The organism is Streptomyces achromogenes (assembly GCF_030816715.1).
GTDB classification, from domain to species: domain Bacteria; phylum Actinomycetota; class Actinomycetes; order Streptomycetales; family Streptomycetaceae; genus Streptomyces; species Streptomyces achromogenes_A.
In genome coordinates this window covers 2,408,423-2,433,866 of record NZ_JAUSYH010000001.1, presented here as the reverse complement: position 1 = coordinate 2,433,866, position 25,444 = coordinate 2,408,423, and the positions used below count along the sequence as shown (strand labels likewise).

Below are 25,444 nucleotides of genomic sequence, written 5' to 3'. Positions count from 1 at the left end.
GCCGGGCCGCCGACGCCCGGCCCCGGCTCCGCCCGCGCGGGTCAGATGCCGAGCTGCTTGCCGCCGTGCAGCCGGTCGATCGCTTCCTTCTCGCCGTCCAGCTCCACCGCGGCGGCGCTCTGCCGGCCGTACAGGAACAGCAGCAGCTCCGACGGCTCGCCCGTCGCCGTCACGACCGGCGTGCCCCGGTTGGCGACCGCCGTACGGCCGTCCGGACGGCGCAGGACCAGGCCCGTCGGGGTGCCGCGGCCCATCAGGCGCGCGGTGCGCTCCAGACGCGACCACAGGGCGTCCTGGAAGACCGGGTCGAGCTCGCGCGAGGACCAGTCGGGCGTGGCCCGGCGGACGTCCTCCGTGTGCACGTAGAACTCGATGGTGTTGGACGCCTCGTCGAGCTGCTTGAGCTGGAACGGGGAGAAACGCGGCGGGCCCGTGCGGATCAGCTGGATCAGCTCCCCGTACGGCTTCGCGGCGAACTCCTCCATCACCCGGTCCAGCCGCGGCGCGAGCTGCTTGATCAGGATGCCCCCGGCGGCGTCCGGACGGCGTTCGCGCACCACCAGGTGCGCGGCCAGGTCACGGGTCTGCCAGCCCTCGCAGAGCGTGGGCGCGTCAGGGCCCGCGGTCTCCAAGAGGTCGGCGAGCAACAGCCGTTCACGCTTCGCGAAAGTGGACATGCGGCCAGCCTACGACCCCGCGCACGGTCCGCCCAGTGGACACCGAGCCGTCACCGTCAGTGGCGCGCGGCACAATGGCAGGCATGACCAGCACGCCCACGCCCAGCAGCCTGGACCCCGCCATCGCCGCGCGTCTCAAGCGCAGCCCCGACGGGCTCGTCCCCGCCATCGCCCAGCAGTACGACACCGGTGAGGTGCTCATGCTCGGCTGGATGGACGACGAGGCGCTGCACCGCACGCTCACCACCGGCCGCTGCACCTACTGGTCGCGCAGCCGCCGTGAGTACTGGGTCAAGGGCGATACCTCCGGCCACGTCCAGCAGGTCAGGTCCGTCGCCCTCGACTGCGACGCCGACACCGTGCTCGTCCAGGTCGACCAGACCGGCGCTGCTTGCCACACCGGCGCGCGCACCTGCTTCGAGGCCGACGTGCTCCTGAAGGACGCCGACCCCCTGACGGACGCCGCGGTCGCCGATTCCGGCGTCCCGGCCTCGGATCAGTAAGGTCAGCCGCCATGGACCTCGAGACGTTCCGCAAGCTGGCCACCGACCGTCGGGTCATCCCGGTCACCCGCAAACTCCTCGCCGACGGCGACACCCCGGTCGCGCTCTACCGCAAGCTCGCCGCCGAGCGCCCCGGCACCTTCCTGCTGGAGTCCGCGGAGAACGGCCGCTCCTGGTCCCGGTACTCCTTCGTCGGCGTCCGCAGCGCCGCCACGCTCACCGCACGCGACGGCCAGGCCCACTGGCTCGGCGCCCCGCCCGTCGGCGTCCCCGCCGAGGGCGACCCGCTCGCCGCGCTGCGCGCCACCATCGAGACCCTGCACACCCCCCACCAGGAGGGCCTGCCGCCCTTCACCGGCGGCATGGTCGGCTACCTCGGCTACGACATCGTGCGCCGCCTGGAGAAGATCGGCCCCGGCGAGCGCGACGATCTGAAGCTGCCCGAGCTGACGATGCTGCTCACCAGCGACCTCGCCGTCATGGACCACTGGGAGGGCTCCGTCCTGCTGATCGCCAACGCGATCAACCACAACGACCTCGACACCGGCGTCGACGAGGCCTACGCCGACGCGACGGCCCGGCTGGACGCCATGGAGGCCGACCTCTCCCGCGCGGTCGCCCAGCCCCCGGCCGTCCTGCCGCCCTCCGAACTGCCCGAGTACACCGCCCTGTGGGGCGGCCCCGACTTCCGGGCGGCCGTCGAGGACGTCAAGGAGCGCATCCGCGCGGGCGAGGCCTTCCAGGTCGTCCCCTCCCAGCGCTTCGAGACGGAGTGCACCGCGAGCGCGCTGGACGTCTACCGGGTCCTGCGGGCCACCAACCCCTCCCCGTACATGTACCTGTTCCGCTTCGACGGCTTCGACGTCGTCGGCTCCTCCCCGGAGGCCCTGGTCAAGGTCGAGGACGGACGGGCCATGGTCCACCCCATCGCCGGCACCCGGCACCGGGGCGCCACCCCGCAGGAGGACCAGGCCCTCGCCGACGAACTGCTCGCCGACCCCAAGGAGCGCGCCGAGCACCTCATGCTCGTCGACCTGGGCCGCAACGACCTGGGGCGGGTCTGCGAGCCGGGCTCGGTCGAGGTCGTCGACTTCATGTCCGTCGAGCGGTACTCGCACGTGATGCACATCGTCTCCACCGTCACCGGGCAGGTCGCCGCCGGCCGCACCGCCTTCGACGTCCTCACCGCGTGCTTCCCCGCCGGCACCCTCTCCGGCGCGCCCAAGCCGCGCGCCATGCAGATCATCGACGAGCTGGAGCCGTCCCGGCGCGGCATGTACGGCGGCTGCGTGGGCTACCTGGACTTCGCGGGGGACTCCGACACGGCCATCGCCATCCGCACCGCCCTGCTGCGCGACGGCACCGCCTACGTGCAGGCGGGCGCGGGCATCGTCGCCGACTCCGACCCGGTCGCCGAGGACCAGGAGTGCCGCAACAAGGCCGCGGCCGTCCTGCGCGCCGTCCACACCGCCAACCGACTGGGCGGCCGGAGCGCCTGAGAAGGCCCGGAGCGAGCCGCCCGCCGCCCGATAGGACGCGTCTCACGGAACCCCGGGTGACGTATCGCCCGGGGTTCAGGCGATAGTGGAGTACGTGACTGCTGCTCCTTACCCCCGTTCCGAGACCGCGTCCGCCCGGTCGGGCCGCCGGAGCCTCGCCCTCGCCCTGCTGTGCGGCGCGCTGGGCGCGGCCATGGCCCTGCTGTCCACCCGACAGCGCTGGTCGGAGGGCACGGCCACGGTGGCCGGCGGCGCCTTCCCGCTGACCGCCAGGGGCAGCGACGTGACGGGCGTGCCCGCGGCGCTCGCCATAGTGGGCCTGGCCGCCCTCGTCGCCGTCTTCGCCGTCCGCCGCACCGGCCGCCTCGCCGTCTCCGCGCTCCTCGCCCTGTCCGGCGCCGGGATCATGGCCACCGCCCTGATCGGCGCGAGCGACGGCTCCGCGCTCGACGAGCAGGCCGCCAAGGCCTCCGGCGACACCTCGGCCACCGTCGCCTCGTTCACCCACACCGCCTGGCCCTACGCGGCCGCCGCGGGCGGCGCCCTGATCCTTCTCGCCGGCCTGCTCGCCCTGCGCTACGGCCGCCGGTGGCCCGCCATGTCGGGCCGCTACGAACGCGACGGCACCCCCCGCCCCCGGCGCGCCGCGAGGCCCGCCGACCCCGACCGGCCCGAGGAGATGTGGAAGGCCCTGGACCGGGGCGAGGACCCGACCGGCGCCGGCCCCGCCTGACAGGCCCCTGACCAGGTCGCCGTCCCGTGCCACCGGTGTGGCGCATCAGACGCGACCGGATCCCACCCCCGCGTCCGCCACGCGTGCGCGTACGGGACAATGGACGACGAGCGTCCGGCTCGGACGGACACAGAGACAGCAATGAGGAGCAAGTCATGGCGGGCAGCAGCCACGGACACACCCCGGCCGCCTGGACCGGTGTCACCATCGCCATCATCGGGTTCACCGTCGCGGGCGCGTTCATGGTGATGGCCGAGCCGCTCGGCTTCTGGGCCGGCATGGCGATCGTGGCGCTCTCCGGATTCGTCGGCCTCGCCATGCGGGCGGCGGGCCTGGGCCGGCCGAAGGCCGCGGCCCGGCCGGTGCACCAGGCGACGGCCTCGGCCACGGCCACCCGCGAACCGGCGGGCGCCGAGGGCTGAGCGCCCCGTACCTCCTGAGGGGCGGCCGGGGGGCGACCGGCCGCCCCTCACGCCTGCCCGGCCGCCCCCGCACGCGCGCGTGCGGCCGCGCCGGGGCACAATGCGAACCGTGAACGCCGACAGCCGCAGCGTGACGACCACCGCCCTCGGGCGCCTGGCCGTGCCCGCCGGCATCCTCGCGGCCGTCGCCGGGGCCTTCGCCTACGTCGGGGCCGTCGACCCCAACGAAGCCGGCCACTACCCGGCCTGCCCGCTGCTGCGCTACACGGGCCTGTACTGCCCCGGCTGCGGAGGCCTGCGCAGCGCGCACGCGTTCGTCCACGGAGATCTGCGGACCGCCCTGCACGACAACGCTCCGGCCGTCGTCGCCTATCTGGGCTTCGCCGTCATGTGGACCGTCTGGGTGGTCCGCGCGGCGCGCGGCCGGCCCGTGCGCCTCGACCCCACCTCCGTGCAACTGTGGACGCTCGGTGCGTTGCTGCTGGTCTTCACGGTTGTCCGGAACCTGCCGTTCGGCGGCTGGCTACACCCTTGATCCACAGGGCGATGTCCAGGTATTGGGACCGCCGTCAACCGGATGCGAGGCCATCGCCCCGCTCCGGATACCATCGAGTGACCATCTGTTTCTCCCTCGGTCGCGGAAAGCGCCGACCGTCTCTCAGCCGGAAGGGGGCCGCTCGCGTGAGTGTGCTCGACGAGATCATCGACGGAGTCCGTGCCGACCTCGCGGAGCGGCAGGCGCGCGTCAGCCTCGACGAGCTCAAGGAGCTGGCGGCCAAGGCGCCCGCGGCCAAGGACGGGGTCGCGGCGCTCCGCGGCGACGGCGTCAAGGTCATCTGCGAGGTCAAGCGCTCCAGCCCGTCCAAGGGCGCGCTCGCCGCGATCGCCGACCCCGCCGGCCTCGCCGCCGACTACGAGGCGGGCGGCGCGGCGGTCATCTCCGTCCTCACCGAGCAGCGCCGGTTCGGCGGCTCGCTCGCCGACCTCGAGGCGGTCCGCGCGCGCGTGGACATCCCCGTCCTGCGCAAGGACTTCATCGTCACCTCGTACCAGCTGTGGGAGGCCCGCGCGTACGGCGCCGACCTCGCGCTGCTCATCGTGGCCGCCCTCGAGCAGTCGGCCCTGGAGTCCCTGATCGAGCGCGCCGTGTCCATCGGCCTCACCCCGCTCGTCGAGGTCCACGACGAGGACGAGGTCGAGCGCGCCGTCGACGCCGGCGCCAAGGTGATCGGCGTCAACGCGCGCAACCTGAAGACCCTCGAGGTCGACCGGGGCACCTTCGAGCGGGTGGCCCCCGAGATCCCGGCGAGCATCGTCAAGATCGCCGAGTCCGGGGTGCGAGGCCCGCACGACCTCATCGCGTACGCCAACGCCGGCGCCGACGCGGTCCTCGTCGGCGAGTCGCTGGTGACCGGCCGCGACCCCAAGACCGCGGTGGCCGACCTGGTCGCGGCGGGCGAGCACCCCGCACTGCGCCACGGCCGGGGCTGATCTCCCGCTAGGCTTGCCCCGATGACTCCGACGACCCCCGCGACCGCCACGGACCGGTACGCCCGCCTCGCGCGCGGCTGCCGCCCCCGTGGCTGCCGCGCGCCCGCACGCCGGGTGCACGGCCGACGGGTCCGGTATGTCATCGGCGACGAGCCGGGCCAGGTGAACGGCATGCGATGGCAGCGGCGCCCCCCAGGGGCGCGGGGAACTGCGCGACAAGCCACCGGCGGCCGCTAGCCGTCCGACGACCCCGCCCCCACGGCGTTTCGTGTCCGCACACCAAACCGTCTCACCGTGAGGTTTCCGCATGCCCAGCGAGTTCTTCATTCCCGACCCCGACGGTCAGGTCCCCACCGCCGAGGGCTATTTCGGCGCGTTCGGCGGCAAGTTCATCCCGGAGGCCCTCGTCGCCGCCGTGGACGAGGTTGCCGTCGAGTACGACAAGGCCAAGCACGACCCCGAGTTCGCCCGTGAGCTCGACGACCTGCTCGTGCACTACACCGGCCGCCCCAGCTCCCTCACCGAGGTGCCGAGGTTCGCCGCACACGCCGGCGGCGCCCGGGTGTTCCTCAAGCGCGAGGACCTCAACCACACCGGCTCCCACAAGATCAACAACGTGCTGGGCCAGGCGCTGCTCACCAAGCGCATGGGCAAGACCCGCGTGATCGCCGAGACCGGCGCCGGCCAGCACGGCGTCGCCACGGCCACCGCCTGCGCCCTCTTCGGGCTCGAGTGCACCATCTACATGGGCGAGATCGACACCCGGCGCCAGGCACTCAACGTGGCCCGGATGCGCATGCTGGGCGCCGAGGTCGTCGCCGTGAAGTCCGGCAGCCGCACCCTGAAGGACGCCATCAACGAGGCGTTCCGCGACTGGGTCGCCAACGTCGACCGCACGCACTACCTGTTCGGGACGGTCGCGGGACCGCACCCCTTCCCGGCCATGGTCCGCGACTTCCACCGGGTCATCGGCGTCGAGGCCCGCCGCCAGATCCTGGAGCGCGCCGGCCGCCTCCCCGACGCGGCCGTCGCCTGCGTCGGCGGCGGCTCCAACGCCATCGGCCTCTTCCACGCCTTCATCCCGGACGCCGGCGTGCGCCTGATCGGCTGCGAGCCGGCCGGCCACGGCGTCGAGACCGGCGAGCACGCGGCGACCCTGACCGCGGGCGAGCCCGGCATCCTGCACGGATCGCGCTCCTACGTCCTCCAGGACGACGAGGGCCAGATCACCGAGCCGTACTCCATCTCGGCGGGCCTGGACTACCCGGGCATCGGCCCCGAGCACTCCTACCTCAAGGACACCGGCCGCGGCGAGTACCGCGCGGTCACCGACGACGCGGCCATGCAGGCGCTGCGCCTGCTGTCGCGCACCGAGGGCATCATCCCGGCCATCGAGAGCGCCCACGCGCTGGCCGGCGCCCTGGAGGTCGGCAGGGAACTCGGCCCGGACGGGCTGATCGTCGTGAACCTGTCGGGTCGCGGCGACAAGGACATGGACACGGCAGCCCGCTACTTCGGGCTGTACGACACCGACGCCGAGGTCGCCGCCGACGCGGCCGACACCGCGGAGATCGAGGGGGACGCGAAGTGAGCGGGAACATCCAGCTGCTGTCGGACACCCTGGCCGCCGCGAAGGCCGAGGACCGCGCCGCGCTCATCGCCTACCTCCCGGCCGGGTTCCCGACCGTGGACGGCGGCATCGAGGCGATCAAGGCCGTCCTCGACGGCGGCGCCGACGTGGTCGAGGTCGGACTGCCGCACAGCGACCCGGTCCTCGACGGCCCGGTCATCCAGACCGCCGACGACATCGCCCTGCGCGGCGGGGTGCGCATCGCGGACGTCATGCGCACGGTCCGCGAGGCGTTCGAGGCCACCGGCAAGCCGATCCTCGTCATGACGTACTGGAACCCCATCGACCGCTACGGCGTCGAGCGGTTCACCGCCGAACTGGCCGAGGCCGGCGGCGCGGGCTGCATCCTGCCCGACCTGCCGGTGCAGGAGTCGGCCCTGTGGAGGGAGCACGCCGACAAGCACGGCCTCGCGACCGTCTTCGTCGTCGCGCCGAGCAGCCGGGCCGCTCGGCTCGCGCAGATCACCGAGGCGGGCAGCGGCTTCGTCTACGCCGCCTCGCTGATGGGTGTCACCGGCACCCGTGAGTCGGTCGGCGCGCAGGCCCACGACCTGGTGGACCGGACCCGGGCCACCGGCTCGGGCCTGCCGGTCTGCGTCGGCCTCGGCGTCTCGGACGCCCGGCAGGCCGCCGAGGTGGCCGGCTTCGCCGACGGCGTGATCGTCGGCTCGGCGTTCGTCAAGCGGATGCTGGACGCGCCGGACGACGCGGCCGGCGTCGAGGCGGTCCGCGCGCTCGCTGGCGACCTGGCGAAGGGCGTGCGCCGCCAGGCGTGAGGGGAACACCGGTCACCCGAACGGGTGGACCTGGGACCGGGGAGGCGCAATGCGCCTCCCCGGTTCGTTCTGGGGGTGTGAGCGAGAAGAATCGTGACGGAAAGCGCACTGCCCGGGAGCGGCTGGCGGCGGAGCGCGAGAAGCAGAAGTCGGCCGAGCGGCGGCGGCGCACACTGATCGTCGGTGCGAGCGTCGTCTGCGTGCTGGGGCTGGCCGCGGTGATCGGCGTCGTCGCCGCGAACTCCGGCAAGGACGACAGCAGCGACAAGGCGGGCCCGGTCGTGGCGCCCTCGGGGGCCGAGGGCGAGGACGCCCTCGCGATCCCCGTCGGCAAGGACGGCGCCAGGTCCACGCTCACGGTGTGGGAGGACTTCCGCTGCCCGGCCTGCAAGGCCTTCGAGACGGCGTACCGACCCACGGTCCACGAGCTGGCGGAGAGCGGGAAACTGAAGGTCGAGTACCACCTGGCCACCCTCATCGACGGCAACATGGGCGGCAGCGGCTCCCGCAACGCGGCCAACGCGGCGGCCTGCGCTCAGGACGTCGGCAAGTTCCCCGCCTACCACGACGTGCTGTACGAGAACCAGCCGGAAGAGACGAAGGACGAGTACGCCGAGAACAGCAGACTGATCGAACTCGCGGGCAAGGTCGACGGACTCGACACGCCCGCGTTCCGCACCTGCGTGGAGCAGGGCACGCACAACAGCTGGGTCGCCAAGTCCAACCAGGCCTTCCAGAACGGGCGCTTCGGCGGCACCCCCACCGTGCTGTTCAACGGCAAGAACATCTACCAGGACCGTTCGATGACGCCGGAGAAGCTGAAGAAGATGGTGGAGGAGGCCCACCAGGGGTGAGACCGGGCGACGCCTTTTCACACCAGCCTGTTATGGAGCCGTAGCCGGGCTGCCCATCGTCGGCCGGGCGCGGCAGGGTAGCGTCGACCCTGCCATGGAACTTGCCTACATTCCCAGCCCGTCGCACGGGGTGCTGTACCTCGGCCCCGTTCCGCTGCGCGGCTACGCGTTCTGCATCATCATCGGCGTCTTCGTCGCGGTCTGGCTCGGCAACAGGCGCTGGGTCGCCCGGGGCGGGCTGGCCGGCACGGTGGCCGACATCTCCGTCTGGGCGGTGCCCTTCGGGCTGGTCGGCGGGCGGCTCTACCACGTGATCACGGACTACGAGCTGTACTTCAGCGAGGGCCGGGACTGGGTGGACGCCTTCAAGGTCTGGGAGGGCGGCCTCGGCATCTGGGGCGCGATCGCGCTCGGCGCGGTGGGCGCGTGGATCGGCTGCCGCCGCCGGGGCATCCCGCTGCCGGCGTACGCCGACGCCATCGCCCCCGGCATCGCGTTGGCGCAGGCCATCGGCCGCTGGGGCAACTGGTTCAACCAGGAGCTGTACGGCAAGGAGACCGACCTTCCCTGGGCCCTGCACATCACGTCCTCGGCGGACGGGCGGGTGCCCGGCTACTACCACCCGACGTTCCTGTACGAGTCGCTGTGGTGCATCGGCGTCGCCCTCCTGGTCATCTGGGCGGACCGCCGCTTCAAGCTGGGTCACGGACGGGCGTTCGCGGTGTACGTCGCCGGGTACTGCGCGGGCCGCGTGTGGATCGAGAACATGCGGGTCGACGACGCCCATCACATCCTGGGTCTGCGGCTCAACGTATGGACCGCCCTGATCGTGTTCGTGCTCGCGGTGGCGTACATCGTCGTCTCGGCGAAGAAGCGGCCGGGCCGGGAAACGGTCGTCGAACCGGCGGCACAGACCTCCGGCGACACGGCCGCGGACGCCTCCGCCGACGGCGAGGAGAAGCCCTCGTCCGAGTCGTCCGCGTCCGAGGCGGCGACGGACTCCGCGGATGCGAAGGCCGGGGCCGGCGACGGGGCCGAGGCCAGGAAGACCGAGGCCAGGAAGACCGAGGACGCGTCCGGGTCCCGCACCGAGGGCGGCACCCGGCTCGCGGCCGAGGCGGACGACGGGGCCGAGGCCGAGGACGGGGCCAAGGCCAAGGACGAGGCGGAGTCGGCGGGCAAGAAGAGCTGACGGCCGTCGCCGCGACGACGCGTACGACGACGAGGGCGCCCGGGTTCACCGGGCGCCCTCGTCGTGTGCTGTGTGCCGTGGGTCGCGGCCTCGTCGGCCGGTCAGTCCCGGGCGGCCAGGGCCAGCGTGCGGTGTGCGGCCGCCACCACCGCGGCGTCGACGAACCGTCCGTCCGGCAGGGCCTGGGCGCCCCGTTCGGTGATGGCCGCCTTCACGATCGTCTCGGCGTCCTCCAGTTCCTGCTGGGTCGGCAGATAGGCCTGCTCGATGATCGGGAGCTGCCGGGGGTGGATGGCGGCGCGCCCCAGGAAGCCGAGGGTGCGGCCGTGGGCGCAGCTGGTGGCCAGGCCGTCCAGATCGCGGATGTCGGGGTGGACCGACTGGGGCGGGGGCGCCAGCCCGGCGGCCCGGGCGGCGACGACGACCCGGGAGCGCGACCAGTCGAGGCCCGCGTCGTGGCGGACGCCCAGGTCGGCCCGCAGGTCCGCCTCGCCGAGGGCGATACCGCGCAGGGAGGGGTGGGCGCGGGCGATGGCGTAGGCGTGTTCGACGCCGAGGGCGGTCTCCAGCAGGGCGTGCAGGGGCGTGGCGCCGCGGTCGCTCCCGGGCACGCTCTCGGCGACCCGGGTGATCTGGTGGGGGGCCGTCACCTTCGGCAGGCGCAGACCGCAGACGCCGGGCAGGGCGGCCACCGTGCGCAGGTCCGCCGCTGCATAGGGGGTGTCCAGGGAGTTCACCCGGACGTGGACCGGTACCGGCTGGGGCTCCGAGAGGCGTTCGGCGGTGGCCGCGCGGGCGTACTCCTTGCGATCCGGGGCGACCGCGTCCTCCAGGTCGACGATGACCACGTCGGCGCCGCAGGCGAGGGCCTTGGTGACCGTCTGCGGGCGGTCACCGGGAACGTAGAGCCAGGTCAGCGGGGGTTTCTTCACAGGGCGCCCGCCTCGCGCAGGGTGGTCAGCTCGTCCGCGGTCAGGCCGAGTTCGGTCAGGACGGCGTCCGTGTCGGCACCGTGCGGGCGGCCGGCCCAGCGGATCGCGCCGGGGGTCGCGGAGAGCCGGAAGAGGACGTTCTGCATACGGATCCGGCCCAGCTCCGGGTCGTCCACGGCGGTGACGGTGTCCAGGGCCTGGTACTGGGGATCCGCGAGCACGTCCCGGACGTCCTGGACCGGGGCGATCGCCGCCTCCGCCTTCTCGAAGGCCGCGAGGACGTCGGCGCGGGTGTGCCGGGCGATCCAGGAGCCGACCGCCTCGTCGAGGACGTCGGTGTGGGCGGCCCGCTCGGCGCCGGTGGCGAACCACGGCTCGTCGATCAGTTCCGGGCGGCCGACCAGCCGCATCACGCGCTCGGCGATCGACTGGGCCGACGTCGAGACGGCGACCCAGTCCCCGTCGGCCGTGCGGTAGGTGTTGCGCGGGGCGTTGTTGGCGGACCGGTTGCCGGTGCGCGCCTGGACGTATCCCAGCTGATCGTACCAGAGGGGCTGGGGGCCGAGGACGGTGAGGATGGGCTCGATGATCGCCATGTCGACGACCTGGCCCTCGCCGGTGCGGTCGCGGGCGGTGAGGGCGGTCATGACGGCGTACGCGGTGGCCAGCCCGGCGATCGAGTCGGCCAGGCCGAAGGGCGGAAGGGTGGGCGGGGCGTCCGGCTCGCCGGTGATCGACGCGAAGCCGCTCATCGCCTCCGCGAGGGTGCCGAACCCGGGGCGGTGCGCGTAGGGGCCGAACTGGCCGAAGGCGGTGACCCGGGCGAGCACCAGGCGGGGGTTGGCCGCCGACAGTTCCGCCCAGCCGAGGTCCCACTTCTCCAGGGTGCCGGGGCGGAAGTTCTCGATGATCACGTCGGCCGTGGCGGCGAGCCGCAGCAGGGTGTCGCGGCCGCCGGGCGTGGACAGGTTCAGGGTGATCGTGCGCTTGTTGCGGCCGAGGAGCTTCCACCACAGGCCCACGCCGCCCTTGGACGGGCCGTGTCCCCGGGAGGGGTCGGGCCGGTCCGGGTGCTCGACCTTGACGACGTCCGCCCCGAAGTCGCCGAGCAGGGTGGCGGCGAGGGGCCCCGCGAACAGGGTGGCCAGGTCGAGGACCCGGACGCCGTGCAGGGGAGCGGTCTGAGCGGTCTGCCCGGCCACGGGGGGTGCGGTCGTGACGCGTGCGGCCGTGGGGGGTGCGGTCGTGCGGGGTTCGGTCATGAGGCGTACCGCGTCTCGATCTCGGAGCGGTAGGGCATCGACGCGGAGGCGCCCGGGCGCTGGACCGAGAGCGCGGCCGCGGCCGCCGCCCAGGCCAGCGCCTCCCGTACCGGCCGTTCCTCGCCCAGCGCCACGGCGAGGGCCCCGACGAAGGTGTCGCCCGCGCCGGTGGAGTCCACGGCGGTGACGCGCGGGGCGGGCACGGTGAGGGGTTCGGCGCCCCGGGCCGCGTAGAGGCTGCCGGCCGCGCCGAGCGTGATGACGACCGCGGGGACGCTGTCCAGCAGGACGGCGGCCGCCTCGTGCGGGTCGGTGCGGCCGGTGAGCGCGGTCGCCTCGTGTTCGTTGGGCACCAACAGGTCGGTGGCGTCGAGGAGTTCCGGCGGCAGGGGCCGGGCCGGGGCGGGGGTGAGGATCGTGCGCACGCCGTGCGCCCGGGCCGCCCGCGCGCCCGCGACGACCGCGGCCAGGGGCACTTCGAGCTGCAGCAGCAGCGCGTCCGCGGAGGCGATGAGGCCTTCGTCGCCGGGGGCGAGATGGTCGACGGTGCCGTTGGCGCCGGGCACCACGACGATCGCGTTGCCGCCGTCGTCGTCCACCACGATGTGCGCGGTGCCGGAGGGGGCCTCGACGGTGCGCAGGTGGTCGGTGTTGACGCCCGCGTGCTCGAGCGTGGAGCGCAGCCGGGCGCCGAAGGAGTCGTTGCCGACCGCCCCGATGATCGAGACGGCGCCGCCGGCGTGGGCGGCGGCGGTCGCCTGGTTGGCGCCCTTGCCGCCGGGGACCGTGCGGAACTCCCGTCCTGTCACGGTCTCCCCGCGCTGCGGGGGTTTCTCGACGTAGGCGACGAGGTCCATGTTCGTGCTGCCGAGCACGACGATGTCGGTCATGGGCGGGATGCCTCCCGAGGGATGAGGGACCGGGTGAGGTGGGCGAGCGCGTCGAAGCCGACGCCGTCGAAGTCGGCGACGGAGGTGGCCAGCCGGTTCTTGAGGGGGGCCGTCCAGCGGTCGGGGAGGGCGGCCGGGCCGCCGGTGAGCAGGGCGGCGACGCCGCCCGCGGTCGCACCGGCCGAGTCGGTGTCCCAGCCTCCCGACACGGCACGGCAGATGGACCCGGCGAAGTCGCCGTCCGCGTGAGTGAGGGCGGCGGCGATCAGGGCCGTGTTGGGGACGGCATGCACCCAGTGGGCGCTCCGGTGGGCGATGTGGAGCTCGTCGACGACGGTGTCGAAGTCGGCGTGTTCCCCGGCGAGCCGGATCGCGTGGGTGACGGCGACGGCGAGACGGGAGCGGGGCGGGACGACCGACAGGCCGGTGCCCAGACAGGCGTGCACGTCCAGGCCGCCGGTCGCGGCCGCGGCGACGACGGCCGCCGTGAACATCGCCGCGTAGACGCCGTTGCCGGTGTGGGTGAGGACGGCGTCGCGGTGCGCCTGCTCGGCCGCGGCGGCCGGGTCGCCGGGGTTGGTCCAGCCGTGTACGTCGGCGCGGATCAGGGCGCCGATCCACTCCCGGAAGGGGTTGCGGTGGCGGGCGGTGTGCGGGGGTTCGATGCCGCAGAGGAGGTTGCGGTAGGCGACGCGTTCGGCGGTGAAGGTGCGGCCCGCGGGGAGTTCGTCGAGCCAGAGCCGGGCCACGTCGGCGGTGGTGAAGCCCCTGCCGTGGCGTTGCAGCAGCAGGAGGTTGAGGAGGGGGTAGTTGAGGTCGTCGTCCTCGGGCATGCCGTCGATGTTCTCGGCGAGGGAGGTGGGCGCCGAGCGGCGGTTCCAGGGGTGTTCCTCGAGGAGGGGGCCGGGAACGCCCCGGGCGGTGAAGTAGCCGTTCAGGGGCCAGTTGCCGGCGGCCCGTGCGAGCCGTCGGACTCCGTCCAGGGGGAGCTTCTCCACCGGTTTGCCCAGGAGGCAGCCGGCGGCCCGGCCCAGCCAGGCCGCTTCCAGGCGGGCCTGCGAGGGCACCGGGGGTCTCGTGCCGCCCGGCCGCCCCGGCCACCGGGGGCAGAGCGTTCTGATCTTCTCCAGCCCGGTCGGCTCGTCCTCGGCCAGTCTGCTGGGCAGGTCCGCCAGTTCGTCCAGCAGGTCGTCCGCGAGGAGCCGCAGATAGCCCGAGGCCCGCTGCCCGGACGCGCCGGCCCGGGGCGGCGCCTCACGGCCTCCGGCCGCCCGCCAGCGGGCGGCGACCGCCCACGGCTCCCGGCCGTCCTCGGCCGCCTGGCGCAGTTCGTGGCCGAGCAGGTCCTCCGGCTGGACCCAGGTCAGTCGGAGCATCCGGAGCCTCCGGGGGCGCCGCCGAGGGCGTGGAACGCCCGCTCGTGGTCGCGGCGGCGCTCGACGTCGCGCCGGAAGACCTCGCGGGCCACCTCGGTGAGCGCCGTCGCCGGCTGCCACAGGTCGAGGCGGCTGGCCTCGGCGACCTGCTTCGACCAGTCTTCGGGGACCGGTGAGCCCAGGGCGCCGGCCACCGCGCCCGCCATGGTGGCGATCGAGTCGCAGTCGCGGCCGTAGTTCACGCAGCCGAGGACCGCCCGGCGGTAGTCGCCGCCCGCCGCCACCACCATGCCCAGGGCGACCGGGAGTTCCTCGATCGCGTGCAGCCGGGAGGGGCGGCGGGCGCCGAGCGAGGGCCGCCGGTAGTCGGGCCCCACGGTGTCGTAGGGCGCCACCGCTTCCCTGAGCGGGACGAGCGCGGACTCGACGTCGCCGTGCCGGGCCGCCTCCTCGCAGACCTTCTCGATCGCCGTGCGCGTGCCGTCCTTCGCCAGCGCCAGACAGGCCGTCACCACCGACTCCGCGGTCGCGCCCGGCGTGCACGCGGCCGCCACCGCCGCGGCGAAGACGCCCGCCGCCTCCCGGCCGTAGGACGACTGGTGGGCGCCCGCGACGTCCAGCGCCTCCGCGTACGCCCCCGCCGGGTCGGCCGCGTTGACCAGGCCCACCGGGGCCATGTACATCGCCGCCCCGCAGTTGACGATGTTGCCCACACCGGCCTCCCGCGGGTCCACGTGGCCGTAGTGGAGCCGGGCGACCAGCCACTTCTCCGCCAGGAAGATCCGGTGCAGGGGCAGCGCCTCGGCCTCCAGTTCCGGGATCCAGCGGGGCGTCGTCATCAGGTCCGGGACGAGGTGCTCGGCGACCGCGTAGGCGTCGAGGTGATCACGGACCGTGGCGTAGACCCTGATCAGCGCATGGGTCATCAGGGTGTCGTCGGTGACGTGGCCGTCGCCCTTGTGGTAGGGGGCGATGGGGCGGGCGGTGCGCCAGTCGTCGCCGTTCCAGGGCCCGACGACGCCGTGCACGCGGCCGCCGTGGCGTTCGAGGATCTGTTCCGGGGTGTAGCCCTCGACGGGGCCGCCGAGGGCGTCGCCCACGGCCGCGCCGACCAGGGCGCCGGTGATGCGCTCCTCCAGGGTTGCCCCGTTGCTTTCTTCTGCTTTGGGCGTCATGCCCCGAATCATCCTCCTGGTGGGGCCGGTTGTGCGGTTTCCAGGAGCCCGGCGAGTTCCACCAGGTCGGTGCCGGTGAGCCGGGGGAGTGCGCAGCCGGAGAGGATCCGGCAGCTGTCGCGCCACGCCTCGGGGATCGCGGCGGCGCCGCCGAGGGCCCCGGTGAGCGCGCCCGCCAGGGCCGGGGCCGAGTCCGCGACCCGGGAGAGGCAGGCCGCCGCCGGCACCGCCTCGCCGATGCGGCCGCCGGACGCCGTCGCCAGGGCCAGCGCCACCGGCACGGTCTCCGCCGCCGCGATGCCGTAGCTGTAGACGTGGTCGACGATCTGGTGTTCCAGCAGCGGGACGAGCGCGAACGCGGTCGGGGCGCCGCGGGCCAGGTCCAGGGCGTGCCGGGCGTTGCGGCCGATCTCGGTGTGTGCGGGGAGCTCGCCGAGCGCCGCCGTCGCGCAGGCCTCGACGTCCGCTCCGGCCAGGGCCAGCGCGAGCGCCGCGGCCATCGCCCGGGCGCCGTGCACGCCGTCGCCGTCCTGGGTGTAGCGGGCGTCGAACTCGGCGAGGTCGGCGGCGGCCCGGGGATCGCCGGCGTGGATCACGGCGAGCACGCAGGCGCGTACGCAGGCCGCGTCGTCGAAGTGGTGCGGGTTGTCGTGGCCGGTGGCGGGGGGCCGCAGACCGGCGGCGAGATTGCCCAGTCCGGCGCGGACGGAGATGCGGGCGCGCAGGGGCAGGACGGCGGACTCTACCTCCGGCGCTCGGTCGGCCGCCGCCGCGACCTCACCGGCGATCGCGTTCCAGGCGAGGTCGATGGCGGCGCGCATCCGGCGATCCCGGCCGAGGTCGCCGAGGGCGGTGTCGTCGCCGGCCCGCAGCACCGCCTCGGCGGCGAACGCCGCCCACTCGGCGTCGTCGGAGGGGCCGAGCCGGAGGGGTTCGGGGGGCTGGTTCAGGGCGATGGGGACGGGCAGGGTGGTCGTCGCGTTGTGTTCGGCGAAGGTGTCGAGCTCCCGGGTGAGACGGCGGGTCCAGTCCGGCATCCGGGCGGCGCGATGGCGGGCGGCGGGCCACCCGGCGGCGTCACCCGCGGCCAGGCCCAGCAGCAGGCCCTCGATGCGCCGCGCGTGCCGCGGGCGGGCGGACCCCCCGGGTTGGGCGTCGCGCGCGGGCCCGTCGGTCCGGCCCGCCGAGCCGGTGCGGTGGCGTCCTGCCGTTCCGGAGCGGTACTCGCGGTCGGGTGCGGACGGCCTTCGCGGCGCGACCTCGCCGTCGGCGGGTGCGGGTGCGGGCGGGGGCGCGCAGGGCGCCGCGGTGTCCGTGATGGCCGCTGCGGTCTCCGTGGCCGCCGCGGCCGTCATCGTCTCGTCCCAGGGTGCGGGCGGTGTCATGGGCACGCCTCCGAGCTGTCGTTCGCCGTCGCCGTCGCCGTCGCCGTCGCCGTCGTGGTCGTCACAGTCGTCGCCGCTGTCAGGGCGAAGGCCGTCGGGTCCGGGTGGGAGAGCCGTTCCGGGCTCATCAGGATCGGCACGACGTCCGCCACGACCACGCCCTCGCCCCACTTCCCGCCCTCGCCCGGCACCAGCAGTTCGGCCACGTCCAGCACGTGGTGGCCCGCCATCGAGGGCAGGCACGTGCCCCGTGCCGGGCCGATGGCCGCCGCCCAGTCCGGGGGGATCGCCGAGACCCCCCGGGTGGCGCCGGCCAGAGCGCCCGCCACCGCCGCCGTGGTGTCCGCGTCGCGGCCCATGTTCACCGCCGTGAGGACCGCCTCGCGGAAGTCGCCGTCGGCGGCCGCGTAGGCGCCGAACGCGAGGGCGACGGCCTCCGGGGCCAGATCGGTCCACGGATAGCCGCCGACGACGACGGCCGAGCGCACGGCCCGTTCGCCCCGGTGGGCCACCGCCGCCGCCCGGCGCAGGGAACGGGCCGTCCAGGAGTCCTCGGGGACCACCGCGAGAGCCGAGGCGACCACCGCGATCGGCGGCGCCCCGGCCATCGCCGCGGCCACGCCCGCCGCGACCGCCTGCCCGCCGTAGATGCCCTCGCCGTCGTGGCTCACCGCGCCGTCGATCGCGACCAGCCGGGCGGCCTCCGCCGGACGGCCCGCGGCGAAGACGCCGAAGGGGGCCGCGCGCATCGCCAGGCCGTCGCTCCAGGCGTGCCGGTGCTGCGCCGAGATGGGCGCCGCGAGTCCGCGGCGGAGGTTCTCCAGGGTGCCGCGCTCGCTGAAGCCCGCGCCGCGGAAGGGGCCTTCGTCCCGGTCGGCGATCCACTGGTGCCAGGCCGACTCGACGTGGGCCGGGGTGAGCGCGGAGCCGTGCCGGGCGAGCAGCAGGCCGGAGAAGATCGCGTACTCGGTGTCGTCCGTGCCGGCCGGCCGGTCGGCGACGTAGCCGGTGATGCGGCCCCAGCGGGCGCGGATCTCGGAGGGCTTCATGTTCTCGGCGGGGGCGCCGAGGGCGTCTCCGACGGCGAGGCCGAGCAGGGCGCCGCGGGCTCTTTCACGGATCGTTGCCATGGGCGGGCCTCTCCACCGTGGCTCCGCTCGGGCGCGGAACCGTCTGCGGATGTGTCCCACCATCGGCGGTTGACCCGAGCCTCGACGCCCTTCATGTCACCCGGTCGACATCTGCGCGGGCAGCCGATCGAATGAGCGCTCGAAGGTAAAAGCGCAGGTTAGCCGAGCCTTTCCTTGGTGGCGGAGCGGAATGGGGAGGCGTATCTTCGGGCTGTAAGAACTTAGAATCAGTCTAAAGTTAGCTTTGGCTCAGCTTACCGGGGGATCTCCGTGGCCATCATCGAGACCGAGGCGCCGCTGCACGAGGCGCACCGCGACAACCACACCCACCGTGACGTCAACGGCGGCTGGCTGCGCCCCGCCGTCTTCGGCGCGATGGACGGCCTGGTCTCCAACCTCGCCCTGATGACCGGCGTCGCCGGCGGTTCCGTGGGACAGCAGACCCTCGTCGTCACCGGTCTCGCGGGGCTGGCCGCCGGCGCCTTCTCCATGGCCGCCGGCGAGTACACCTCCGTCGCCTCGCAGCGCGAACTCGTCGAGGCCGAACTGGCCGTCGAGCGGCGGGAGCTGCGCAAGCACCCGCAGGACGAGGAGGCCGAGCTCGCCGCGCTCTACGAGTCCCGCGGCGTCGAACCCGAGCTGGCCCGGCAGGTCGCCCAGCAGCTGTCGCGCGACCCCGAGCAGGCCCTGGAGATACACGCCCGCGAGGAGCTGGGCATCGACCCCTCCGACCTGCCCTCCCCGCTGGTCGCCGCGGTGTCCAGCTTCGGGTCCTTCGCGCTGGGCGCGCTGCTGCCCGTCCTGCCGTACCTGCTCGGCGCCTCCTCGCTGTGGCCGGCCGTGCTGCTCGCCCTGCTCGGCCTGTTCGGCTGCGGCGCGGTGGTGGCCCGGGTGACGGCGCGGACCTGGTGGTTCAGCGGGCTGCGGCAGCTGGCCCTCGGCGGTGCGGCGGCCGGTGTGACGTACGCCCTGGGCAGCTTCTTCGGAACGGCCGTAGGATAGATCGGCTGCTACCTATGCGATGGGCCGCATAGGTAGCCGTTACCGACTGGTTTCGCGTGCTTAACCAGCGGGCATGAGCCGTAAGCGCTGTGGGCAATGACGCCTGCGGCGCACTCGCGGGGTGGGTGACGCCACTCCCTCCGCCCTTCCGGTCCGCCGGGCAACGATCCGACCGATCTCGTCCCGTCCGGCCCCCATACCTTTCAGCCACGTGCGAGGAACCCCCGCCGCGTACCGTGGCGTCCGCATGCTGGAACGGAGTATCCGGTTCCCGAGAACCGCTCCATCATGTAACCTGCACGAAATTTTGCGTTCCGCAGAGGGCCAACGTCGTCCCTTCGCCAGCAGATATGCCACCTGAGACGACGACGGGAGAGCCGATGCGTACGCCGCGCCAGCCGTCCCAGCATTCCGCGAATGGCCAGAACTGGTCTTTCATGGATGCTCGCCCTGCTGCGCAGGGTATGTACGACCCCCGCAACGAGCACGACGCCTGTGGCGTCGGCTTCGTGGCCACCCTCACCGGCGAGGCGAGCCACGCGCTGGTCGAGCAGGCGCTGACCGTTCTGCGCAACCTCGAGCACCGCGGCGCCACCGGCTCCGAGCCGGACTCCGGCGACGGCGCGGGCATCCTGACCCAGGTCCCGGACGCCTTCCTCCGCGAGGTCGCCGGATTCGAGCTCCCCGAGGCCGGCCACTACGCCGTCGGCATCGCCTTCCTCCCCGAGGACGGCGCCGGGGCCGCCGTCTCACAGATCGAGACGATCGCCGCCGCGGAGGGCCTCACCGTCCTCGGCTGGCGCGAGGTCCCGGTCGCCCCCGAACTCCTCGGCGTGACCGCCCGCTCCACGATGCCGGCCTTCCGCCAGGTCTTCGTGAGCGACGGCACGAGCCAGGGCATCGACCTCGACCGCAAGGCGTTCGTGCTGCGCAAGCGCGCCGAGCGCGAGGCCGGCGTGTACTTCCCGTCGCTCTCCGCGCGCACGATCGTCTACAAGGGCATGCTGACCACCGGCCAGCTCGAGCCCTTCTTCCCGGACCTGTCCGACCGCCGTTTCGCCTCGGCCGTGTCGCTCGTCCACTCGCGCTTCTCCACGAACACCTTCCCGTCGTGGCCGCTCGCGCATCCCTACCGCTTCGTCGCGCACAACGGTGAGATCAACACCGTCAAGGGCAACCGCAACTGGATGCGCGCCCGCGAGTCGCAGCTCGTCTCCGACCTGTTCGGCTCCGCCGGCCATGGGCACGGCGGATCCGACGAGAAGGCCATCGAGCGGATCTTCCCGGTGTGCACGCCGGACGCCTCCGACTCGGCGTCCTTCGACGAGGTCCTCGAACTGCTCCACCTCGGCGGCCGCTCGCTGCCGCACTCCGTGCTGATGATGATCCCGGAGGCGTGGGAGAACCACGACACCATGGATCCGGCACGGCGCGCCTTCTACGAGTTCCACTCCACGATGATGGAGCCCTGGGACGGCCCGGCCTGCGTCACCTTCACCGACGGCACCCAGGTCGGCGCGGTCCTCGACCGCAACGGTCTGCGCCCCGGCCGCTACTGGGTCACCGACGACGGCCTCGTCGTCCTCGGCTCCGAGGTCGGCGTCCTCGACATCGACCCCGCCAAGGTCGTCCGCAAGGGCCGCCTGCAGCCCGGCCGGATGTTCCTCGTCGACACCGCCGAGCACCGCATCATCGAGGACGACGAGATCAAGGCACAGCTCGCCGCCGAGAACCCGTACGCCGAGTGGCTGGAGGCCGGCGAGATCGAACTCGGCGACCTGCCCGAGCGCGAGCACATCGTGCACACGCACGCCTCGGTCACCCGCCGCCAGCAGACCTTCGGCTACACCGAGGAAGAGCTGCGCATCATCCTCGCGCCGATGGCCAAGACCGGCGGCGAACCGCTCGGCTCCATGGGCACCGACTCGCCGATCGCCGCGCTCTCCGCCCGGCCCAGGCTGCTCTTCGACTACTTCACCCAGCTGTTCGCGCAGGTCACCAACCCGCCGCTGGACGCCATCCGGGAAGAGCTCGTCACCTCGCTGCGCTCCTCCCTCGGCCCGCAGGGCAACCTGCTCGAGCCGAGCGCCGCGTCCTGCCGCACCGTCACCCTGCCGTTCCCGGTCATCGACAACGACGAGCTGGCCAAGCTCATCCACATCAACGCCGACGGCGACATGCCCGGCTTCAAGGCCGCGACCCTCTCCGGCCTGTACCGGGTGCACGGCGGCGGCGACGCGCTGGCCGCCCGCATCGACGAGATCTGCGCCGAGGCGGACGCCGCCATCGACAACGGCGCCCGGCTCATCGTCCTGTCGGACCGCCACTCCGACGCCGAGCACGCGCCGATCCCCTCGCTGCTGCTCACCGCGGCCGTCCACCACCACCTCATCCGCACCAAGCAGCGCACCCAGGTGGGCCTGCTGGTCGAGGCCGGAGACGTCCGCGAGGTCCACCACGTCGCCCTGCTGATCGGCTTCGGCGCCGCCGCCGTCAACCCGTATCTGGCGATGGAGTCCGTCGAGGACCTGCTGCGCGCCGGCACCTTCCTCGACGGCATGGAGCCCGAGCAGGCGATCCGCAACCTGATCTACGCGCTCGGCAAGGGCGTCCTGAAGGTCATGTCCAAGATGGGCATCTCGACCGTCGCCTCCTACCGCGGCGCCCAGGTCTTCGAAGCCGTCGGCCTCGACGACGCCTTCGTCGAGAAGTACTTCAGCGGCACCGCCACCAAGATCGGCGGCATCGGCATCGACGTCGTCGCCAAGGAGGTCGCCGCCCGCCACGCCAAGGCCTACCCCGCCTCCGGCATCGCGCCCGCCCACCGCGCCCTGGACATAGGCGGCGAGTACCAGTGGCGCCGCGAGGGCGAGCCGCACCTGTTCGACCCGGAGACCGTCTTCCGCCTCCAGCACTCGACGCGCACGGCCCGCTACGACATCTTCAAGCAGTACACGGACCGGGTGAACGAGCAGTCCGAGCGGCTGATGACCCTGCGCGGGCTCTTCGGCCTCAAGTCGGACCGCCCCTCGATCCCCGTCGACGAGGTCGAGCCCGTCTCCGAGATCGTCAAGCGCTTCTCCACCGGCGCCATGTCGTACGGCTCCATCTCGCAGGAGGCGCACGAGACCCTCGCCATCGCCATGAACCAGCTGGGCGGCAAGTCCAACACCGGTGAGGGCGGCGAGGACCCGGAGCGCCTGTACGACCCGGCGCGCCGCTCCAGCATCAAGCAGGTCGCCTCCGGCCGCTTCGGCGTCACCTCCGAGTACCTGGTCAACGCGGACGACATCCAGATCAAGATGGCGCAGGGCGCCAAGCCCGGCGAGGGCGGCCAGCTGCCCGGCCACAAGGTCTACCCGTGGGTCGCCAAGACCCGGCACTCCACCCCGGGCGTCGGCCTGATCTCCCCGCCGCCGCACCACGACATCTACTCCATCGAAGACCTCGCCCAGCTGATCCACGACCTGAAGAACGCGAACCCGCAGGCGCGGATCCACGTGAAGCTGGTCTCCGAGGTCGGTGTCGGCACGGTCGCCGCCGGTGTGTCCAAGGCGCACGCGGACGTGGTGCTCATCTCCGGCCACGACGGCGGCACCGGCGCCTCCCCGCTGACCTCGCTCAAGCACGCGGGCGGTCCCTGGGAGCTCGGCCTCGCCGAGACCCAGCAGACCCTGCTGCTCAACGGCCTGCGCGACCGGATCGTCGTCCAGACGGACGGCCAGCTCAAGACCGGCCGCGACGTGATCATCGCCGCGCTGCTCGGCGCCGAGGAGTTCGGTTTCGCGACCGCGCCGCTCGTCGTCTCCGGCTGCGTCATGATGCGCGTCTGCCACCTCGACACCTGCCCCGTCGGCATCGCCACCCAGAACCCGGTGCTGCGCGACCGCTTCGCCGGCAAGGCCGAGTACGTCGTCAACTTCTTCACGTTCATCGCCGAAGAGGTCCGCGAACTGCTGGCCGAGCTGGGCTTCCGCTCGATCGAGGAGGCCGTCGGCCACGCCGAGGTCCTCGACGTCGAGCGCGCCGTCGACCACTGGAAGGCCCAGGGACTCAACCTGGCCCCGCTCTTCCACGTGCCCGCCCTGCCCGAGGGCGCGGCCCTGCACCAGGTCATCGAGCAGGACCACGGCCTGGAGAAGGCGCTCGACAACGAGCTCATCAAGCTCGCCGCCGACGCCCTCGCCGCGGACTCCGCGACCGACGCCCAACCGGTGCGCGCCCAGGTCTCCATCCGCAACATCAACCGCACGGTCGGCACCATGCTCGGCCACGAGGTGACGAAGAGGTTCGGCGGCGCGGGCCTGCCCGAGGACACCATCGACATCACCTTCACCGGCTCCGCCGGCCAGTCCTTCGGTGCCTTCCTCCCGCGCGGTGTCACGCTGCGCCTGGAGGGCGACGCCAACGACTACGTCGGCAAGGGCCTCTCCGGCGGCCGCGTCATCGTCCGCCCGGACCGGGGCGCCGACCACCTCGCCGAGTACTCGACCATCGCGGGCAACACCATCGCCTACGGCGCGACCGGCGGCGAGCTGTTCCTGCGCGGCCGCACCGGCGAGCGGTTCTGCGTCCGCAACTCCGGCGCGACGGTCGTCTCCGAAGGCGTGGGCGACCACGGCTGCGAGTACATGACCGGCGGTCACGCGGTGGTCCTCGGCGAGACGGGCCGCAACTTCGCGGCCGGCATGTCCGGCGGCATCGCCTACGTGATCGACCTGAACCGCGACCACGTCAACGCCGGCAACCTCGACGCCGTCGAGGCGCTCGACGACACCGACAAGCAGTGGCTGCACGACGTGGTGCGCCGGCACGCCGAGGAGACCGGCTCGACGGTCGCCGAGAAGCTGCTCGCCGACTGGGACGCGGCCGTGGAGCGCTTCAGCAAGATCATCCCCAGCACGTACAAGGCAGTGCTCGCCGCCAAGGACGCCGCCGAGCGAGCGGGGCTCTCCGAGTCCGAGATCACCGAGAAGATGATGGAGGCGGCGACCCATGGCTGACCCGAAGGGCTTCCTGAACCACGGCCGTGAGGTCGCCAAGTCCCGCCCCGTCGACGTGCGGCTGAAGGACTGGAACGAGGTCTACGTCCCCGGTTCGCTGCTGCCGATCATCAGCAAGCAGGCCAGCCGGTGCATGGACTGCGGCATCCCGTTCTGCCACAACGGCTGTCCGCTGGGGAACCTGATCCCCGAGTGGAACGACTTCGCCTACCGCGAGGACTGGTCGGCCGCGCAGGAGCGGCTGCACGCCACCAACAACTTCCCGGAGTTCACCGGGCGGCTGTGCCCGGCTCCCTGCGAGTCGGCGTGCGTGCTCGGCATCAACCAGCCGGCCGTCACCATCAAGAACGTCGAGGTCTCGATCATCGACAAGGCGTGGGAGACCGGTGACGTCGCCCCGCAGGCGCCCGAGCGCCTGTCCGGCAAGACGGTCGCGGTCATCGGTTCGGGCCCGGCGGGCCTGGCCGCCGCCCAGCAGCTCACCCGGGCCGGCCACACCGTCGCCGTCTACGAGCGCGCGGACCGCATCGGCGGCCTCCTGCGGTACGGCATCCCCGAGTTCAAGATGGAGAAGCGGCACATCAACCGCCGCATCGAGCAGATGCGCGCGGAGGGCACCCGCTTCCGCACCGGCATCGAGATCGGCCGCGACCTCAAGGCGACCGACCTCAAGAAGCGCTACGACGCCGTCGTGATCGCGGCCGGCGCCACGACCGCCCGTGACCTGCCGGTCCCCGGCCGTGAGCTCAAGGGCGTCCACCAGGCGATGGAGTACCTGCCGCTCGCCAACAAGGTCCAGGAAGGCGACTTCGTGGCGCCCCCGATCACGGCCGAGGGCAAGCACGTCGTGGTCATCGGCGGCGGCGACACCGGCGCCGACTGCGTGGGCACCGCCCACCGCCAGGGCGCGGCCTCCGTCACCCAGCTGGAGATCATGCCCCGGCCGGGCGAGGAGCGGAACCCGGGCCAGCCGTGGCCGACCTTCCCGATGCTCTACAAGGTCACCTCCGCGCACGAGGAGGGCGGCGAGCGGGTCTACTCCGTCTCCACCACCCACTTCGAGGGCGACGAGGACGGCAACGTCCAGTGGCTGCACCTCACCGAGGTCGAGTTCGTCGAGGGCAGGCTGACCCCGAAGCCGGGCACGGAACGCAAGATCCCCGCCCAGCTGGTCACCCTCGCCATGGGCTTCACCGGCACCGACCGGGAGAACGGCCTGGTGGAGCAGTTCGGCCTGGAGCTCGACGAGCGCGGCAACGTCGCGCGTGACGCCGACTTCGCGACCAATGTGCCCGGCGTGTACGTCGCCGGCGACGCCGGCCGCGGCCAGTCGCTCATCGTGTGGGCGATCGCGGAGGGCCGCTCGGCCGCCCGCGGCGTCGACCGGTTCCTGACCGGCGCGAGCGACCTGCCGGCCCCCATCCGCCCGACGGACCGCTCGCTGATGGTCTGACGGCCCCGCCGAAAGGCACCCAGACGTCCCGTACAAAGGCGTGCGGAACATTGACGGCG

22 protein-coding genes are annotated in these 25,444 nt (G+C 73.2%); 14 read left to right on the top strand and 8 right to left on the bottom strand.

Going from position 1 to position 25,444, the window contains the following annotated elements:
* Positions 1-41: 41 nt before the first annotated feature.
* Positions 42-677, bottom strand: a complete 636-nt coding sequence (locus QF032_RS11005; protein WP_307041954.1) for a TIGR03085 family metal-binding protein — start codon at positions 675-677, stop codon at positions 42-44.
* An 83-nt stretch (positions 678-760) separates the two neighbouring features.
* Here QF032_RS11005 and hisI point away from each other — a divergent pair, with 83 nt between their 5' ends.
* The 11 genes from hisI (at position 761) to lgt (ending at position 9,777) form a co-directional block, all read left to right on the top strand.
* Positions 761-1,180, top strand: coding sequence for a phosphoribosyl-AMP cyclohydrolase (gene hisI / locus QF032_RS11000; RefSeq protein WP_307055918.1), 420 nt, complete (start codon positions 761-763; stop codon positions 1,178-1,180).
* An 11-nt stretch (positions 1,181-1,191) separates the two neighbouring features.
* Positions 1,192-2,679 carry an anthranilate synthase component I gene (locus tag QF032_RS10995; protein WP_307055917.1) on the top strand — a complete coding sequence of 496 codons (1,488 nt, stop codon included), beginning with the start codon at positions 1,192-1,194 and terminating at the stop codon, positions 2,677-2,679.
* An 85-nt stretch (positions 2,680-2,764) separates the two neighbouring features.
* Positions 2,765-3,412, top strand: a complete 648-nt coding sequence (locus tag QF032_RS10990) for a TIGR02234 family membrane protein (RefSeq protein ID WP_307041948.1) — start codon at positions 2,765-2,767, stop codon at positions 3,410-3,412.
* 155 nt (positions 3,413-3,567) lie between these two features.
* Positions 3,568-3,834: an HGxxPAAW family protein gene (locus tag QF032_RS10985; RefSeq protein WP_306953180.1), complete on the top strand. Its 267-nt coding sequence runs from the start codon at positions 3,568-3,570 to the stop codon at positions 3,832-3,834.
* Between the two features lie 100 nt (positions 3,835-3,934).
* A complete protein-coding gene (locus QF032_RS10980) occupies positions 3,935-4,369 on the top strand; it encodes a DUF2752 domain-containing protein (RefSeq protein WP_307041946.1) in 435 nt (144 codons plus the stop codon).
* A gap of 146 nt (positions 4,370-4,515) precedes the next feature.
* Positions 4,516-5,325 carry an indole-3-glycerol phosphate synthase TrpC gene (gene trpC / locus QF032_RS10975; RefSeq protein ID WP_057580152.1) on the top strand — a complete coding sequence of 270 codons (810 nt, stop codon included), beginning with the start codon at positions 4,516-4,518 and terminating at the stop codon, positions 5,323-5,325.
* A gap of 21 nt (positions 5,326-5,346) precedes the next feature.
* Positions 5,347-5,562 carry a tryptophan biosynthesis modulator TrpM gene (gene trpM, locus QF032_RS40580; RefSeq protein ID WP_373430316.1) on the top strand — a complete coding sequence of 72 codons (216 nt, stop codon included), beginning with the start codon at positions 5,347-5,349 and terminating at the stop codon, positions 5,560-5,562.
* Between the two features lie 70 nt (positions 5,563-5,632).
* A complete protein-coding gene (gene trpB / locus QF032_RS10970) occupies positions 5,633-6,916 on the top strand; it encodes a tryptophan synthase subunit beta (protein WP_306953184.1) in 1,284 nt (427 codons plus the stop codon).
* Positions 6,913-7,731 (top strand): tryptophan synthase subunit alpha, encoded by an 819-nt coding sequence (gene trpA / locus QF032_RS10965; RefSeq protein WP_306953186.1) that lies wholly within the window; start codon positions 6,913-6,915, stop codon positions 7,729-7,731. Before trpB ends, trpA begins: the two co-directional genes overlap by 4 nt.
* A gap of 77 nt (positions 7,732-7,808) precedes the next feature.
* Complete coding sequence (locus tag QF032_RS10960) at positions 7,809-8,585, top strand: thioredoxin domain-containing protein (protein WP_307041942.1); 777 nt, start codon at positions 7,809-7,811, stop codon at positions 8,583-8,585.
* 94 nt (positions 8,586-8,679) lie between these two features.
* Positions 8,680-9,777, top strand: coding sequence for a prolipoprotein diacylglyceryl transferase (lgt, locus tag QF032_RS10955; protein WP_307055916.1), 1,098 nt, complete (start codon positions 8,680-8,682; stop codon positions 9,775-9,777).
* Positions 9,778-9,878: 101 nt separating this feature from the next.
* Here lgt and QF032_RS10950 read toward each other — a convergent pair whose 3' ends face one another.
* The 7 genes from QF032_RS10950 to QF032_RS10920 are packed head-to-tail and all read right to left on the bottom strand — an operon-like array spanning position 9,879 to position 17,927.
* Entirely contained in the window at positions 9,879-10,709 is an 831-nt protein-coding gene (locus QF032_RS10950; protein ID WP_307055915.1) for an HpcH/HpaI aldolase/citrate lyase family protein, read from the bottom strand.
* Positions 10,706-11,971 (bottom strand): CaiB/BaiF CoA transferase family protein, encoded by a 1,266-nt coding sequence (locus QF032_RS10945; RefSeq protein WP_307055914.1) that lies wholly within the window; start codon positions 11,969-11,971, stop codon positions 10,706-10,708. The genes QF032_RS10950 and QF032_RS10945 overlap by 4 nt, the downstream gene beginning before the upstream one ends.
* The gene (gene rbsK, locus QF032_RS10940; protein WP_307041933.1) at positions 11,968-12,861 is read right to left on the bottom strand and encodes a ribokinase; all 894 of its coding nucleotides are present in this window, start codon (positions 12,859-12,861) and stop codon (positions 11,968-11,970) included. Before rbsK ends, QF032_RS10945 begins: the two co-directional genes overlap by 4 nt.
* Entirely contained in the window at positions 12,858-14,237 is a 1,380-nt protein-coding gene (locus QF032_RS10935; protein WP_307041931.1) for an ADP-ribosylglycohydrolase family protein, read from the bottom strand. The genes rbsK and QF032_RS10935 overlap by 4 nt, the downstream gene beginning before the upstream one ends.
* On the bottom strand, positions 14,225-15,412 hold the full coding sequence (locus QF032_RS10930) for an ADP-ribosylglycohydrolase family protein (protein WP_307041929.1): 1,188 nt from the start codon (positions 15,410-15,412) through the stop codon (positions 14,225-14,227). Before QF032_RS10930 ends, QF032_RS10935 begins: the two co-directional genes overlap by 13 nt.
* Before the next feature lie 8 nt (positions 15,413-15,420).
* Complete coding sequence (locus QF032_RS10925; protein ID WP_307055913.1) at positions 15,421-16,797, bottom strand: ADP-ribosylglycohydrolase family protein; 1,377 nt, start codon at positions 16,795-16,797, stop codon at positions 15,421-15,423.
* Positions 16,794-17,927: an ADP-ribosylglycohydrolase family protein gene (locus QF032_RS10920; protein ID WP_307055912.1), complete on the bottom strand. Its 1,134-nt coding sequence runs from the start codon at positions 17,925-17,927 to the stop codon at positions 16,794-16,796. The genes QF032_RS10925 and QF032_RS10920 overlap by 4 nt, the downstream gene beginning before the upstream one ends.
* Before the next feature lie 270 nt (positions 17,928-18,197).
* On the opposite strand from QF032_RS10920, the gene QF032_RS10915 reads away from it, so the two are divergent.
* From QF032_RS10915 to QF032_RS10905, 3 genes are all read left to right on the top strand, one after another.
* Positions 18,198-18,929 (top strand): VIT1/CCC1 transporter family protein, encoded by a 732-nt coding sequence (locus QF032_RS10915; RefSeq protein ID WP_306953200.1) that lies wholly within the window; start codon positions 18,198-18,200, stop codon positions 18,927-18,929.
* A gap of 380 nt (positions 18,930-19,309) precedes the next feature.
* A complete protein-coding gene (gene gltB / locus QF032_RS10910; protein ID WP_307041923.1) occupies positions 19,310-23,932 on the top strand; it encodes a glutamate synthase large subunit in 4,623 nt (1,540 codons plus the stop codon).
* Positions 23,925-25,385 (top strand): glutamate synthase subunit beta, encoded by a 1,461-nt coding sequence (locus tag QF032_RS10905; protein ID WP_306953204.1) that lies wholly within the window; start codon positions 23,925-23,927, stop codon positions 25,383-25,385. The genes gltB and QF032_RS10905 overlap by 8 nt, the downstream gene beginning before the upstream one ends.
* Positions 25,386-25,444 lie beyond the last annotated feature (59 nt).

Excerpts from the sequence above, each read along its gene's own strand:
- QF032_RS10905 (WP_306953204.1), top strand. The coding sequence starts at position 23,925 with ATGGCTGACCCGAAGGGCTTCCTGAACCACGGCCGTGAGGTCGCCAAG.
- trpB (WP_306953184.1), top strand. The coding sequence starts at position 5,633 with ATGCCCAGCGAGTTCTTCATTCCCGACCCCGACGGTCAGGTCCCCACC.
- hisI (WP_307055918.1), top strand. The coding sequence starts at position 761 with ATGACCAGCACGCCCACGCCCAGCAGCCTGGACCCCGCCATCGCCGCG.
- QF032_RS10925 (WP_307055913.1), bottom strand. The coding sequence starts at position 16,797 with ATGACACCGCCCGCACCCTGGGACGAGACGATGACGGCCGCGGCGGCC.
- QF032_RS10920 (WP_307055912.1), bottom strand. The coding sequence starts at position 17,927 with ATGGCAACGATCCGTGAAAGAGCCCGCGGCGCCCTGCTCGGCCTCGCC.
- QF032_RS10935 (WP_307041931.1), bottom strand. The coding sequence starts at position 14,237 with ATGCTCCGACTGACCTGGGTCCAGCCGGAGGACCTGCTCGGCCACGAA.
- gltB (WP_307041923.1), top strand. The coding sequence starts at position 19,310 with ATGCGTACGCCGCGCCAGCCGTCCCAGCATTCCGCGAATGGCCAGAAC.
- QF032_RS10930 (WP_307041929.1), bottom strand. The coding sequence starts at position 15,412 with ATGACGCCCAAAGCAGAAGAAAGCAACGGGGCAACCCTGGAGGAGCGC.
- QF032_RS10995 (WP_307055917.1), top strand. The coding sequence starts at position 1,192 with ATGGACCTCGAGACGTTCCGCAAGCTGGCCACCGACCGTCGGGTCATC.
- QF032_RS10985 (WP_306953180.1), top strand. The coding sequence starts at position 3,568 with ATGGCGGGCAGCAGCCACGGACACACCCCGGCCGCCTGGACCGGTGTC.
- QF032_RS10945 (WP_307055914.1), bottom strand. The coding sequence starts at position 11,971 with ATGACCGAACCCCGCACGACCGCACCCCCCACGGCCGCACGCGTCACG.
- trpM (WP_373430316.1), top strand. The coding sequence starts at position 5,347 with ATGACTCCGACGACCCCCGCGACCGCCACGGACCGGTACGCCCGCCTC.
- QF032_RS11005 (WP_307041954.1), bottom strand. The coding sequence starts at position 677 with ATGTCCACTTTCGCGAAGCGTGAACGGCTGTTGCTCGCCGACCTCTTG.
- rbsK (WP_307041933.1), bottom strand. The coding sequence starts at position 12,861 with ATGACCGACATCGTCGTGCTCGGCAGCACGAACATGGACCTCGTCGCC.
- lgt (WP_307055916.1), top strand. The coding sequence starts at position 8,680 with ATGGAACTTGCCTACATTCCCAGCCCGTCGCACGGGGTGCTGTACCTC.
- QF032_RS10980 (WP_307041946.1), top strand. The coding sequence starts at position 3,935 with ATGCGAACCGTGAACGCCGACAGCCGCAGCGTGACGACCACCGCCCTC.